Here is a 14,641-nt window from a genome sequence, read left to right as displayed (position 1 = left end):
TGACCATGTACCCAAATATCTAAATCTCGTCCGGTAAACTGATGATGGGAACGTAAAAGCTTGAGGAGTTCTTGACCTAACCCCAAAGTTGGAACAGGTAAAACAATATTATAGCCTCGTGTTAAAGATTCCTCAATTTGCTGCATCAGATGTTTTTCTTGCTGACGACGATGGGGATGACGGGCCGTTCCGTAACTGCCTTCCATGATGAGGACATCAGGGGATAATCCCCGTAATCCTTCCACGGACAGGCCTTCCACCAGTTGTAGATTAGAAAGAGAAAAATCTCCTGTGTAAAGCACTTTATAGGTGCGTTTTGGGGTACGATAACTTAATAAAATGGCAGCGGCCCCTGGCAAATGGCCGGCCGGGAATAATTCAGCCGTGAGATTTTTTAATAATTGAATCGGCGATCGCCATTTTAAGGGAAAACAGAAATTCGTATCAGAAATTTGCTCAGGCCAGTTAAGAGGAAGCAGTCGGGTCGTTACTTGACTAGCGTAGATAGGGAGTGTCTCAAAAGCTTGGTGTAGGGCTAAAAGACCCCTAGCGTGATCACCATGAGCATGACTACAGAATACGGCATCTACTGGAGGTTTAGCTTGGGTCAGGAGTTGGTAAATATTGGGCAAACCACAGTCAAGTAAAATACGGTGGGGGCCAATTTGTAGATTAAGACACACTCCTTCTTGACCGTGACCGACTCCATAAGACAAACAGGATAGATGATTGACACTCATCTGGTTAAGCTGCTACATAAAACGCATACAATCTGGTATATTATGCCACATTGAGGTTTACTTCCTGATTCATCATATTTCTACAGTATATCAACTTAACAAAAATTGCTTAATTGCGATCGCAACTCCATCTTTTTCTACATCAGGAGTTACCCAATTAGCCACTTTTTTCACTGCATCAGGAGCATTCCCCATAGCGACACTCAATCCTGCATATTCTAACATTTCAATATCATTAAAATTATCTCCAATCGCCATTACTTCACTCGCTTCTAAATTGAGAAATTCTTCAGCTAAAAAGCGAATTCCTACCCCTTTACTCGCTTGAGGATGAGTTGCTTCAAAATAAATAGGAGTTGATTGAGTCAAATAAAGTTCCTCACGAGAATAACGTTCTTGTAACTCTTTGAGAATTTTTTTGATTACCTTCGGTTGGCTAATTCCTAATACTTTTGTCGTAGGTAAATTCAGAATATTCCGTAAATCATCTACTAAAATAGGTTCCATTTTTGATCGTTGTCGGTAAGCTTCTGTACGCGCAGTAACCTCCGATACATATAACTGATCATCTATGTAACAATGAACTTCTATTTTTTGTTGCCATTGGGATTGTGCAAAATAATCTAATAATTCTAACGCGATCGCCTCAGATACAGGAAAATGATGATGACGGATACCTGTGAGGGGAGATTGAATCCAAGCTCCATTATAAGCAATTATCGGCAATTTAGAGCCAATTAATTCATAAAAACGCAAAGCTGAATGATACATTCTTCCAGTCGCTAAAGCAACTTGAATGCCCTGGTTTTGTGCTGCAGCTATCGCTTCTCTAACCTTGTCACTGACGGTATTAGATTCGCCAGCAATAGTTCCATCAATGTCAAGCACTAATAAACGAATATTCACAACTTATTAATTATTAATTATTAATTAGAGAAAGGGACAACATAGGAAGCTGGAAGTTAAAAGGTAAAAGTCCACCAATTCTTCTCACCTCCTTACTTCCTTACTTCCTAATTTCCTAAATCACTGTGCCATCAGCAATAGTGGCATTTTTAAGGACAACAACAATGCCATTGCGAATGTAGAAACCTTCGTTTTCACGGTTAGATTCTTCGATGTTTTCTTTATTGACAATGGTGACATTCTTGCCAATACGAGCATTTTTATCAACAATAGCCCGTCGAATAGTGCTACCTTTGCCGATTCCTATAGGAAGTTTGCCTTCTGTTAAGTAAGACGCTCTTATTTCTGGGGATTCATAGTAATCTGACCCCATTAACATCGTATCTTCAATGACACAATCGGCTTCTACCCTGCTACGAATCCCTAAGATTGAATTATGGATGCGGCACTCTTTAATAATACACCCTTCACTAATCATCGATTCAGTGATGTTGCTATTAAGCACCTTGGTAGGTGGCAAATAACGGGCGCGGGTATAAATGGGGGCTTTTTCGTTATAAAAGCTAAACGGAGGGGATGGTTGACGATTTAGAGCTAAATTAGCCTCATAAAAAGCCTCAATCGTTCCGATATCTTCCCAATATCCCTTAAAGAGATAGGCCTGTAAATTGTAATCCTTCGCCGATGAAGGAATAATTTCTTTGCCAAAATCCGTTTGTTCGGGGTTATTAGCTAGTAGGGTGTTGAGTACCTCTTTCTTAAAGACATAAATTCCCATAGAAGCAATATAAGGACTTTCTTTTGCCTGTTCTGAGTTTAATCCTAAAATAGTGGTATCAACTTGCATCTGCTTTAATTCATCCCCTTTAGGTTTTTCGCAGAAATCAACCACTCGGCCACGATCATCAATTTTCATCAAACCAAAACTAGATGCCCGTTTCTCATCCATAGGGACTACGGATAGAGTAATATCAGCCCTAGTTTCGCGATGACGACGGACAAAATCCGTGTAGTCCATTTGATATAAATGATCGCCCGACAGAATCAAGTATTCATCCACATCCCAATCTTGAAATAACCACAGATACTGACGCACAGCATCAGCCGTTCCTTGGAACCAACTAGGATTTTCCGTTGTCTGTTGTGCTGCCAACACTTCCACAAATCCATCGCTAAAGGCTGTGAAGTTGTAGGTGCGACTCAGATGACGGTTAAGGGAAGCGGAGTTAAATTGAGTTAAAACGTAGATTTTGAGTATTTCTGCGTTAATACAATTGCTGACCGGAATATCAATTAGGCGATATTTACCCGCTAAAGGAACGGCGGGTTTGGCCCGCAATTTCGTTAGGGGATACAAGCGCGATCCTGCGCCACCGCCAAGTATGATTGCTAAAACTCTTTTCACAAGAAGACCTCGCAATTGCCTGTTACACCTATCATGTCAAGTTTAGGACTGTAGGGGACATCTGGAAAGTGCAAAGTCTAAATCAGTTATCAATAGACTTCTTGTAGAAGTCAGGCAACGCCGCAACGCCAAAGAAGAATAGATGCTTTCAGCATCAGGATTTATTACTTTTTGACTTTTGCACGTTCTACCGGACAAACTATGCTAAACTAACAATTAATAAAAGGCTAAAGCCTTATCCTATAAAAACGAAGTCCGCGAAAGCGGACTAAATTATAGGTTGCGTAGGCAACCTTTGTTTGTATAGCTTAACTCTTTAGAGTTAAGGTCTCTTATTGGTAATAATTTAGCATAACTTGTCCGGTAGAACCCAATTGTTTAACATCTTCTGGTGATGGGTTACGCTGCGCTAACCCATCCTACAATTTTTATCTAATGGGCTTTTTGGGCTTAAGTTGATACTAATGAAAGATCTGTTAAGCCCCTAATCCTACGCCTAATGCCCTTGATGAACGGTTTTGACCCATTTTAATCGTTTAGGACGTACTGACATCCGAGTCGTTACACTCGGCAGAATGATAAACCAGTGCATCATATACCATAGTCCTTTTAGGCTTTGCCATCCTAAACTAAAAATCTCTCCTAACCCCAATTTTTGGTCACTCTGAGCGCGACGAACCCCATTAAATATACCCCAACAGGAAAGAAATAAAATCAAGCCTGTGAGGGGGCTAAAAATGGGCAAGCGGTGGCGAACGGTCATCATCATGAAATCGGGAACGGCGGCCGTCGGTAAGATATACTGCATCAAAATAAATGAGAACATATCTAATTTTTTGCGCCATCCCATGGGTTGAGTGCAAATAAACCGCCAATAATCTAAATAACGCTGATAACCGCCTTCTCCCCAACGGTTACGCTGATGCCACAGGGATTTAAGATTCGTCACCCCTTCTTCTTCGACGGCAGGTTGGGACAAAAAGCCTATTTTCCAGTTATCCAGGTGTAAACGAACCGTTAAGTCGAGATCGTCGGTGATAGTCTGTTCATTCCAACCGCCACAGTTAATCAAGGCAGAACGACGCACAAATTGACCGTTTCCTCTGAGTTCTCCAATACCACCAATGGCGATACGTTGTTGCTGAAAATAGCCATCGAGGGACATTTCGGCCGCTTGTCCTTTTGTCCAGAAGTTCAAGGAAGCATTAGCAATACTTTTACGCACTTGTACTGCCCCCATTTCTTGCGCTTCAAATAGGGGAACCACACACCGTAACAAGTCGGGGGAAACTTTGGCATCAGCGTCAAAGACTCCCACAATATCTCCCGTTGTCAGAGGGAAGACTTGATTTAACGCCCCTGACTTACCCCCTTCTGCATTGGCCGGACGACGTATAATCTTAAGTTGGGGATATTGTTGGGCTAATTGTTCTAAAATGACTGGAGTTTGATCGGTACTATGATCATCGACCACCCATAAATCATATTTAGGGACAGGATAATCTAAATTACATAGTTGATTGACCAGTTGGCCAATGACCGCTTCTTCGTTTTTCGCCGCTACTAAGAGGGAAACAGAGGGCGCATTGGCTAAGGCTTCATCACATAAGGGAGGAGGAGTTTCCTCCGGTTTGGCCCATACCAGACGCACAGCTTGAAGCAGAAACAAGGCAGTTAACCCGAAAACGATCCAAGTACCCCAAGCGACTAAATGTAGTCCTATGGTAATGCCCCAGATCGTCATCAAGACAAACGCCGCTTTTTTGCGCCGTCCTGATAATCCTTGAAAGAAATCGCTTCTAAATTCCTCTTCTTCATCTTCGGGATCAGACCATTCAGATAATAAGGAACGAAGGGGATCTAATTCTTGAGGTTCGCTGTTATCTGTCCAATATTTGTCTGGCATAAGTCGGTTTCGGAGTAATTCGTTTTCTTCGATGTTAACAACTGGGGGGTCATCGTCTTGACCCATCAGTTGCTTAAGGCTCTCTTGATCAATTATTTTACCTGAAATTATTAATTTTTTTAGCGTTTTTTTAAGCTTAACGGATTTGAAAAGATAATATAATCGGCTACAATAAGGGCGAAGTGTCTTAAATAGAGGGTTTTTACGAAAAAACCCGTTGTTTATTATTCTTCAACTAGCGAAACAATCAACCCCTTATTTATGGTATTTAATATCCTTACCGCCACAACTGTGATCTTGGCAACGATTCTTTGGGTAGAAATTGTACGGGACTCTTATCATGTTTTATCCCATTATTGGCCTCCTTTATATCGTCTCCATATTTGGCATCATCGGGTTTTTCGTCCTGATTTATCCCCTGTTAGTGAGGAGATTTATCGTAAGGCTCACTGGTATAATGATTTGCCAGAAGCTTTAGTCATGTTAACCTTGAGTCTTTTACCTGGGGTGATTCTCACTGTACAAAATAGCCCTTATAGTTGGGTAGCTTGGTCAGGCTCTATTTATACTTTAACCTTTTTATTTGGGGCGATCGCTCGTGGTGCAGGGGTTCCTTATGCGGATGAATTGACAGATCTTACCCATCGTCAAGGGGATTTTACCTCACTTCCGGCTCCTTGGTTCGTCAATCGTCCTTATCATTGGCGACACCATTTTGATAACCAAAAGGCTTATTATTGTGGTACATTAACTTTTGTTGATAAAATTATGGGAACGGCTTTATCTCTTAAAGGTAAAACCATCGCTGTAACAGGTGCATCGGGAAGTTTGGGTCTATCTTTACTCAAACATTTACACTTAAATGGGGCTAAAGTCATTGCTTTAACCTCTCAAGAAAGAATCCTGAATATAGATATTGATGATGAAGAAATACCTGTTAAAACTTTAACTTGGCAAGTGGGAAAAGAAGCTCAATTAAAGGATGAATTAGACAAGATTGATATTTTAATTATTAATCATGGTCTTAATGTTCATCAAGGCAGAAGTGAAGCTGCGATCGCTCAATCTTATGAAGTTAATACTTTTTCTGGTTGGCGATTAATGGAATTGTTTTTTAACACAGTTCAAACCAATGAAGATAAAGTTCGTAAAGAAGTTTGGGTTAATACCTCTGAAGCGGAAGTAAATCCAGCTTTTAGCCCTCTTTATGAATTAAGTAAACGTACTTTTGGTGATTTAGTAACTTTACGTCGTTTAGATGCTCCCTGTGTGGTAAGAAAGTTAATTTTAGGGCCATTTAAAAGTAATCTTAATCCTATTGGGGTTATGTCGGCTGATTGGGTGGCTAAACAAATTGTTAAGGGAGCAAAACAGGATAATCGTAATATTATTGTTACTATTAATCCTATGACTTTTATCGCTTTTCCTTTTAAAGAATTCTTACAAAGTTTATACTTTAAAATCTTTACTAGATCAAATCAATAAAAAAATATTAATAGGAGAAAATCAATGACAGATTTACAAGAATGGAGAAACAGAAATTTATCTTACTATCAGGATATTGAAGAACTGTATCAATTTTTCGTACAGCCTCAATCTGAAGTATTAGAAATCGGCTCAGGAACAGGTTATTTACTAGAGTCCGTCAAGCCCAAATACGGTTTAGGAATTGATACTAATTCTCAAGTTATTGAAAATTCTCAGAAAAGATTTCCAGAGTTAGAATTTTGGGTAGAAAAAGCTGAATTATTCCAAAGTAACAAAGAATTTGACTATATATTATTAGCAAATACTGTTAGTTACCTTGAGAATATTCAAAAAGCTTTAGTCAATGTAAAAAAGGCCTGTAAAACATCAACAAAAATTATTCTAACATTTCATAATCCTGGTTGGGAATTTGTCTTAAAATTAGCCACTTTTCTCAAACAAAGAATGCAAATTGAGACGCTTAATTGGCTCAGTTATGAAGATATAACAAATTTGCTTAACTTGGAAGGTTTGGAGGTTATCGGCAAGGGAAAACGGATGCTTGTTCCCCGAAGAATACCCTTATTATATGGGTTATTTAATAAATATTTAGCTCCTCTACCAATTATTAATAATCTCTGTTTAACTGAATATATCATTGCTAGAGTGCAACCTAATTTAGCCGAGGGGAAAAAAAATATTCAAAATTTTACCTGTTCTGTAATTGTCCCTGCCCGTAATGAAGCCGGTAATATCGAAAGTTGTGTAACTCGAATGCCACAGCTAGGAAAACACACAGAAATTATTTTTATCGAAGGACATTCTCAAGATAATACTTGGGAAGAAATTCAGCGAGTACAAGCTAAATATGGTGAGCAATGGGATATTAAAATTGACCAACAAAAAGGCAAAGGAAAAGGGGATGCCGTACGTCAAGGTTTTGCTATGGCCACGGGAGATATTCTGATAATTTTGGATTCAGATTTAACCGTTCTACCAGAAGATTTAATCTATTTCTTTGATGCTATTGCCTCTGGACGGTGTGAATTTGCTAATGGCTGTCGTTTAGTGTATCCAGTTAATTCTGAAGCTATGCCTTGGTTAAATCGCATGGCTAATCGTTTTTTTGCTTGGTTACTTTCCTATCTTCTAAATGTCAAGATTAAAGATTCTCTGTGTGGCACAAAAGTGCTTTCAAGAGAGAATTATTTACGAATTGCGGCTAATCGTTCTTATTTTGGTGAATTTGATCCTTTTGGAGATTTTGACTTATTATTTGGCGCAGCTAAACTAGGATTAAAAATTCAAGATATTCCTGTTAGATATGTACCTAGAAGTTATGGTAGTTCCAATATTCAGCATTTTAAGGAAGGATTAGTTTTGTTGAAAATGTGTCTCTATGCTGCTCAAAAAATCAAGTTTCGTTAATTTTTATAATTCCTAGTATAATGATTACTTTAAAACTATCAACTCAAACTAAAGTTACGATTGCTCGTTGGCTAAGTAAACTAATTGTTGGACTAAGAGCAATTTTTGGACTTTCGCCTATTACCAAAGTCTATCGACAGGGTTTAAAATGGTCACTAGATTTACGAGAAGGAATCGATTTAGCTATCTATTTAGGCGTTTATGAACCGGAAACAATTAAAGCTCTAAAAAAGCTAGTTCATTCTGGTGATATAATTTTAGATATTGGGGCCAATATTGGAGCAATAACTTTACCCCTTGCTCAATTTGTTGGAGAGTCAGGACAAGTTATTTCTTTTGAACCAACTTTATGGGCTTATAATAAATTACAAACAAATTTATCTTTGAATCCTCATTTAGTGAATCGGGTAAAACCTGAACAAATTATGTTATTAGAACCTGGAGAAAAACCTCCATCTCTTGTTTATTCTAGTTGGAATTTGCAAGGTAATCAAGATGAAATAACCCATCCTGAGCATCAAGGAAAGTTAATGACAACTGATGGTGTTCAAGGAATATCTCTAGATGAGTATTTTGAGAATAATCCTGTTGATAAAATCAACTTAATTAAGCTAGATGTTGATGGATATGAACTAACTGTTATAAAAGGAGCAAAAAACACTCTTTTACATTATAAGCCTGATATAATAATTGAGATGGCTCCCTATATTCAAGAAGAAAAAAACCAGTTATTAGAGTTACTTTATGAGCTTGAAAATCATGGATATAAACTCCAAGAATTAAACACAGGAAAGCAAATTTCAATGACTCAAGAGGCGATTGAAAAACTATGTCCCCCAGGGGGAGGGATAAATACTCTATTAATTCATAATACAAAATTATAGCTATATTGGTGAATGATCAATGCAATTTTTCCAAAAAATATTACTCTCTATTTACAGCTTAGTTAATAAGACTGGTTTACTGGAAACTCCCTGGTTTAAGAAAATATTCTGGTCTTGTTATTTCTTATACAAAAAATATTTTGAAGATCCTTTTTTTGGACTAACTAAACAGTATCCTGATTTCTTTAGAGAAGGTAATATATTAGATATTGGAGCAAATATAGGATATACGGCTACAATTTTTTCTAAAGCAATGACACCAGGATTTAGAGTTTATGCTTTTGAACCTGATCAAACTAACTTTCTTAGTTTGAAGGAAATTATCAAAATTCACAAGTCTATTGAAAAAATTATTCCCATTCAAGCTGCTGTTGGAGAGACCACAGGAACAATAAAACTTTGGCACAATGAAAATCATCATGCTGATCACAGAATTGCTACTGAAGAATATCAAAAATCAGGAGTTAATTTAACACAAGTTTCTTCGGTTCCTATCTGGTCTGTTGACAAATTTGTGGAATCTGAATTGCAAAATGAAGTCATTAAATTTATCAAAATTGATGTCCAAGGATATGAACTTCCTGTTTGTTTGGGTATGGAAAAAACCCTGACAGCTAATCCTGATGCGGTGGTGGCTTTAGAGTATATGCCAGATAGTATGTCTGAGTTGGGATTTGTACCGGAAGAAATTTTTCATTATTTTCAAGAGCGCGCATATTTTATGTATATTATTAATCAAAAAGGAAAATTAGAAATAGCTGAGGGTAAAATAATCGATCAACTTGTAAAAAAGCGGGGCTATATTGACTTAGTTTTTAGTCAGAAAAATCTAAATAATTAATGAATCTCGAATAGCAACAGCTTGTGGAAAATCAACAGTTAATCCCAGTGAGAAAGGTGGTCAGGGAGTTTTTCTATTTTATGCGGACTCAATCAAGTTATTGTCTCATGGAAAATTAGAAATTTTAAAGATCATGAAATTTAACAAATTTTTTAAATTTTTCTCAACTGAAGCTCTTTATTATCTGGCTATTTTTATCATTAGTATAGTCATCTATTTTTTGATTCTTACAATAGGAATACCGACCAAACTAAGTCAAATATTATTATCTCAAGACATAACGGGTCTATTTATTGGGAGTGTTATTTTTCTCTATTTTGCTTATCTACCTTCCGGTTGGATAGGAACACTAACAAGTTTTAGTGGAACCCTAATTCTTTTTGCAATTCAATTATCAGGACTATGGCGCAGTGGACTCAATCTGAGTGGCTATGTTATGGCTGGTTTATTAACCATGACTGATACCGTCGCCTATTACAGTAGTGCGCTGAATTTATTAGAAGGGGGAATTTTCTCAAATATTGCTTCCTGGCGACCTTTAGCCCACGGAGTTTTAGCATCATTATTAGGACTAACAGGACAAAATTTTCAAATTACTATTGCTTTACTCGTTTTAATAACCGCGATCGCCTGTTTTTTGTTAGCCAGTGAAGTACAACGTAGTCATGGAACTGGGGCGGCGGCTTTATTATTAACCATACTATTTTTTTATTATCGAATCTATTTAGGAACTGCCTCTACAGAAAGCTTAGGATTAGGGTTAGGGGCAATAGGACTAGCCTTGCTTTGGCGAGGGACGATAGAACAGGGTAGTAAATGTTGTTTATTGGGATTATTTATCCTAACCTTAGCCCTCAATACCCGTGCTGGAACTTTTTTCATCTTACCTGCCTTAATTTTATGGGGAGGATGGTTATTTCGAGGTTCTTCTCGGTTGTCTGGTCGATTTCTCCTCGGTGGATTTAGTGTCGTTTTCTTAGGTTTTTTGTGTAATTCTCTGATTTTTAAATTAGTTGCTCCTGCTGATGCTACTCCTTTCTCCAATTTTTCCTATTCTCTCTATGGATTAATCACTGGTGGTAATTGGCAGAGTGTTTTTGTGCAACATCCAGAATTAAAGAACTTTAATGATGTACAAGCCTCCCAAAAAGTCTATGAACTTGTATTGGAAGCCCTTCGAGCAGAACCCTTGGGTCTAGTTAGAGGCTTTCTGAGAGCATGGAAAAACTTTCTCTGGGATGATTTTGTGTTTTCCTTTATCTCCAGTGCTAAGGTCAGTAAAGTCAATATTATCCTACAATTATTAACTCTAGTCGCTTTGTTTAATGCCTATCGTCAGCGTCAAACTCCAATTTGCTCTTTTATCCTAGTGACTACAACAGGAATTTTACTGTCTGTTCCCTTTATCCCCCCTTGGGATGCCGGAATGCGTCCCTATATGGCTACCATTCCTTTTATCGCTATTTTACCTGCCTTGGGATTAGCTGTTTTAGCCCATAAAATGTCATGGCCGAGACTTTTATTAGTGCCAACTCACCCGAAAAATTCATCTTTTTTGTGGATATTTGGCTTAGCTTTAGCTCTACTGACTACTTTAGGAACCATAAGCACTAAACTATTAAGTCATCCTCCCCAATTTGCTGAAATCTCTTGTTCCAAAACAACTGAGATAATTTATTTTCGTAACAGTGGGGGATCATCAATTAATTTAGTTGCAGATAAGTCCATTAGACAAACGAATGTTCCTAACATTACTATCAGTGATTTTAGAAAAATATTAGAACAGTATCGCACTAGACAGATTGCTCATCCTGGTGTTCCTCAATTAACTAAAGAATTATCACAATTGAGTCCTAATACAACTATTATCAATAAAATTAATTTAGAAACTGGGGAAATGGTTTGGGTGGTTACTCAAAGTCCTTCAGTTTCTCAAGGAATTGCAGCAGCTTGTGGAAAGTTTGCTGTTGCTCCCCATAGTAATCTCGTAGAAGATAGTTACTTAAGATATATTTTTTATGCTGATTCAATCACAGGGACAAAAAAATAATCCATGAATTAATAAGAGAAAATTTATTCATTCCTTATCTTAATCATAATCTTAGATTGAAATTATGTGGACGGAGGGATTAACTTTTCGGGTTTAACTCGACGAATGGGTAAATTAGCAATTAAAGCGGTCATTTTTTGATCACTTTCTAAAGAAAATTCCATTTCTTCGGCATCAATATCCACATAGCGACTCACCACTTCTAAAATATCTTTACGCATAGCTTCAATCATTTCTGGACTTAAACCCGTCCGATCATGGGCAATCACTAATTTAAGTCGGCGTTTAGCTTCTTCCCCACTTTTAGGGTTACTTTTCCAGGCAAAAAGTTTTTCTAGGAGTTCGAGAATCATGGGTTAATTAAAAAATAAAGAAAAGTCATTAATTACGGAAAAAGCGGCGACGAATACGAGTAATTAAATTATCATGAGCGGCCATTAAATCCAGGAAAGGAATGTCTTGACCTTCTAAACGTCGGGCAATATTATTAAAAGCAATGGCCGGTATAGATGGAGGTTCTTCTAATACTAAAGGTTCCCCTCGGTTAGTAGAAATAATAATTCTTTCATCATCAGGAACAATGCCCACTAAAGGAACTACTAAAATCTCTAAAATATCTTCCACACTAATCATCTGATTAAGTTGGATCATTTGGGGACGAACTCTATTAACAATTAAGTGAATTTTTTTCACTTCTTCACTTTCTAATAACCCCACAACTCGATCCGCATCTCGTACAGCCGCCATTTCTGGAGTAGTAACAATAATTGCTTCTTGAGCCGCCGCAATCGCATTACGAAATCCCATTTCTATTCCGGCTGGACAATCAATAAGAATGTAGTCAAATTGCTTTTCTAATTGACTGACTAATTCTTTCATCTGTTCAGGACTAATTGCCTCTTTTGTGCGATTTTGTGCTGCAGGTAACAACACTAAATTAGGTTGACGTTTATCTCTAACTAAAGCCTTTTCAATCGTACAAGTACCTTCTAAAACATCAATAGCAGTGTAAACAATTCGTTGTTCTAATCCTAATAATAAGTCTAGGTTTCTCAAACCAAAATCTGCATCAACTAAGGCTATTTTATAGCCTAATCGCGCAATTGCTGAGCCTAAATTTGCAGTAATGGTTGTTTTTCCTACGCCTCCTTTACCGGAGGTTGTTACAATAATACGAGCCATAATTTAATACTCAATTATCAATGATTCTTAATCTATATAACGGTTTTAATTCTTGTCAATGGGTTGTCCTTGATTTTTTTCTATCCATCCTTTACTTTGGGAGTCAAATATATGAATTTTGGTAAAGTTTAAAGCTGATTGTAAGCGAATTCCTTGGCTAGTCATATAAGCCACTTCTGGCTCTATAATTTCAGGAGTGGTTGATGGCGCTCTGGCCACCGAATCAGCAATGCGTAATTGAGTTGGTTGCATCCGCAAAGCCATAATATAACATTCTAGGTTCCCTTTAGCTCCAGCATGAGCAATGCCTCGCAAAGACCCCCAAATAAGAATATCTCCATCGGCAACGATTTCTCCCCCTGGGTTAATATCTCCTTGGATAATAACAGTTCCTGGATGGCGAATGGCGACCCCAGAACGAATAGTTGTCTTAAGATATAAGGGTTCAGCTAAGGAAACTGGGTTAATATGTTCCTGGGATAATAAATTCTGCTTGATGGTTTCTTGTTCCACCGAATAACCCGCAGTGGCAGCCACAACTGCGGTTTGACGGCGACTGGTACAGACGCGGGTAAGTTTGATTTCTACGCTTTCGAGAGCTTCGGTAACACTGCGTAATTGTCTATTATCTAGTAATCGATTTTGTGTTAATAAATGAAGGTCGGTTCCTGCTGTCCAAGTTCCTTTATGATGATTGAGACAATATTTGATATCTTGTAGCAGTTGTGTCCATTCATTAACCGGGTCTTTTGTCTCTGTTTGAGGCAAAATTAACAGTAGTTTCTTTCCCGCTCTTTTCAGGTGAACTTGAGAATAAAGTTCAGAACCAGAGGGGTCAGAATTAGGTTTAGGTTCGTTTAGGGGAGCATTTGGCTCAGAAGTCATGAATTCCAAAGAACTTGAGCATCTATAGCATTTTTAAATGAGATGTCAATGTGGAAGGTGCATCTTGCCCGTTACAGGCTAGAAGTTGCGTACCACAAGTGTCTATATTTCAAATGAAAACACTATAGATTGTAGCTTACCATTAAGTTGTTAAAGAAACCATACTGATTTTGAGGTTTGTTTTATGGCAATGCAGCTTAAAAATGTTATTCCTTTTGGTCGTTCTTTTGATGAATATGTCAAAATGTTCCATCTTTCTGCGTTAGATTTAAGTAAAAAAATTCTTGGAGTTGCTGATGGGCCAGCTAGTTTTAATTCAGAAGCAACAAAACAAGGGTTTTCGGTGACTTCGATTGATCCAATTTATGAATTTACGGGGGAATAAATTAAACAACGATTTGAGGCAGTGGTTGATGATATTATCGATCAAGTAAAAGCTACTCCTGATGATTGGGTTTGGTCTTATCATCAGTCTCCTGAAAACTTAAGAGATAGTAGAATTAATACACTTTATAAATTTTTAGACGATTATAATTTAGGTCAAAAAGAGCAAAGATATCTCGTAGACTTTTTGCCGAATTTGTCTTTTTATGATAATAGTTTTGATTTAGTTTTATGTTCTCATTTTTTATTTCTGTATTCTGATCATTATGATCTGTCTTTTCACGAAAAATCAATTCAAGAAATGCTCAGAGTTGGTCGAGAAGTCAGAATTTTTCCCTTATTAACTCTCAATTTACAACCTTCCCCTTATTTAGATTCTATTCAAAAAACATTGACTGAACAAGGATACAATGTCTCTATCATTGAGGTAGAATATCAATTCCAAAAAGGGGGCAATAAAATGTTAGTTATTCAGTGTCCCTATTCAAAAATACTCTCAGACTGAAGCCTGGAGCTATAGGAACGAAGCATGCCTACGCAGGCTCAAATATTAATAATTCTTT

General features: G+C 37.5%; 14 protein-coding genes (1 of these 14 running past the window's edge). 7 read left to right on the top strand and 7 right to left on the bottom strand.

What is annotated here, in order from left to right; translation table 11 throughout:
* The 4 genes from AsFPU1_RS22275 to AsFPU1_RS22260 all read right to left on the bottom strand — a co-directional run.
* Positions 1 to 740, bottom strand: the beginning of a protein-coding gene (locus tag AsFPU1_RS22275) for an MBL fold metallo-hydrolase (RefSeq protein WP_124978035.1). 877 nt of this gene lie to the left of the window's left edge; only the first 740 of its 1,617 coding nucleotides appear in the window; it begins with the start codon at positions 738 to 740; the stop codon falls past the left edge of the window.
* A gap of 90 nt (positions 741 to 830) precedes the next feature.
* On the bottom strand, positions 831 to 1,646 hold the full coding sequence (locus AsFPU1_RS22270) for a Cof-type HAD-IIB family hydrolase (RefSeq protein ID WP_124978037.1): 816 nt from the start codon (positions 1,644 to 1,646) through the stop codon (positions 831 to 833).
* Between the two features lie 115 nt (positions 1,647 to 1,761).
* The gene (locus tag AsFPU1_RS22265; protein ID WP_124978039.1) at positions 1,762 to 3,051 is read right to left on the bottom strand and encodes a glucose-1-phosphate adenylyltransferase; all 1,290 of its coding nucleotides are present in this window, start codon (positions 3,049 to 3,051) and stop codon (positions 1,762 to 1,764) included.
* A 496-nt stretch (positions 3,052 to 3,547) separates the two neighbouring features.
* Complete coding sequence (locus AsFPU1_RS22260) at positions 3,548 to 4,957, bottom strand: glycosyltransferase family 2 protein (RefSeq protein WP_124978120.1); 1,410 nt, start codon at positions 4,955 to 4,957, stop codon at positions 3,548 to 3,550.
* Between the two features lie 261 nt (positions 4,958 to 5,218).
* On the opposite strand from AsFPU1_RS22260, the gene AsFPU1_RS22255 reads away from it, so the two are divergent.
* From AsFPU1_RS22255 to AsFPU1_RS22235, 5 genes are all read left to right on the top strand, one after another.
* Positions 5,219 to 6,442 (top strand): bifunctional sterol desaturase/short chain dehydrogenase, encoded by a 1,224-nt coding sequence (locus AsFPU1_RS22255; RefSeq protein WP_124978041.1) that lies wholly within the window; start codon positions 5,219 to 5,221, stop codon positions 6,440 to 6,442.
* Between the two features lie 24 nt (positions 6,443 to 6,466).
* Complete coding sequence (locus AsFPU1_RS22250; protein ID WP_124978043.1) at positions 6,467 to 7,852, top strand: glycosyltransferase; 1,386 nt, start codon at positions 6,467 to 6,469, stop codon at positions 7,850 to 7,852.
* A 20-nt stretch (positions 7,853 to 7,872) separates the two neighbouring features.
* The gene (locus tag AsFPU1_RS22245; protein ID WP_124978044.1) at positions 7,873 to 8,736 is read left to right on the top strand and encodes an FkbM family methyltransferase; all 864 of its coding nucleotides are present in this window, start codon (positions 7,873 to 7,875) and stop codon (positions 8,734 to 8,736) included.
* Positions 8,737 to 8,755: 19 nt separating this feature from the next.
* Positions 8,756 to 9,577: an FkbM family methyltransferase gene (locus AsFPU1_RS22240; RefSeq protein ID WP_124978046.1), complete on the top strand. Its 822-nt coding sequence runs from the start codon at positions 8,756 to 8,758 to the stop codon at positions 9,575 to 9,577.
* Between the two features lie 133 nt (positions 9,578 to 9,710).
* Positions 9,711 to 11,627 carry a hypothetical protein gene (locus AsFPU1_RS22235; RefSeq protein ID WP_124978048.1) on the top strand — a complete coding sequence of 639 codons (1,917 nt, stop codon included), beginning with the start codon at positions 9,711 to 9,713 and terminating at the stop codon, positions 11,625 to 11,627.
* A gap of 62 nt (positions 11,628 to 11,689) precedes the next feature.
* On the opposite strand, the gene minE is transcribed toward AsFPU1_RS22235, so the two are convergent.
* The 3 genes from minE to minC are packed head-to-tail and all read right to left on the bottom strand — an operon-like array spanning position 11,690 to position 13,694.
* On the bottom strand, positions 11,690 to 11,980 hold the full coding sequence (minE, locus tag AsFPU1_RS22230) for a cell division topological specificity factor MinE (RefSeq protein WP_124978050.1): 291 nt from the start codon (positions 11,978 to 11,980) through the stop codon (positions 11,690 to 11,692).
* 28 nt (positions 11,981 to 12,008) lie between these two features.
* Positions 12,009 to 12,809 carry a septum site-determining protein MinD gene (gene minD, locus AsFPU1_RS22225; protein WP_125061193.1) on the bottom strand — a complete coding sequence of 267 codons (801 nt, stop codon included), beginning with the start codon at positions 12,807 to 12,809 and terminating at the stop codon, positions 12,009 to 12,011.
* Between the two features lie 45 nt (positions 12,810 to 12,854).
* Positions 12,855 to 13,694: a septum site-determining protein MinC gene (minC, locus tag AsFPU1_RS22220; protein ID WP_124978052.1), complete on the bottom strand. Its 840-nt coding sequence runs from the start codon at positions 13,692 to 13,694 to the stop codon at positions 12,855 to 12,857.
* 184 nt (positions 13,695 to 13,878) lie between these two features.
* Between minC and AsFPU1_RS23245 the strand changes: the two genes are divergently transcribed.
* Positions 13,879 to 14,079, top strand: a complete 201-nt coding sequence (locus AsFPU1_RS23245; protein WP_227873649.1) for a hypothetical protein — start codon at positions 13,879 to 13,881, stop codon at positions 14,077 to 14,079.
* Between the two features lie 21 nt (positions 14,080 to 14,100).
* The gene (locus AsFPU1_RS22215) at positions 14,101 to 14,583 is read left to right on the top strand and encodes a class I SAM-dependent methyltransferase (RefSeq protein ID WP_227873650.1); all 483 of its coding nucleotides are present in this window, start codon (positions 14,101 to 14,103) and stop codon (positions 14,581 to 14,583) included.
* Positions 14,584 to 14,641: the final 58 nt, after the last annotated feature.

The organism is Aphanothece sacrum FPU1, assembly GCF_003864295.1.
Lineage (GTDB): Bacteria > Cyanobacteriota > Cyanobacteriia > Cyanobacteriales > Microcystaceae > Aphanothece_B > Aphanothece_B sacrum.
The sequence above is the reverse complement of the archived record's forward strand: the minus strand, read 5'-3'. Positions and strand labels throughout refer to the sequence as shown.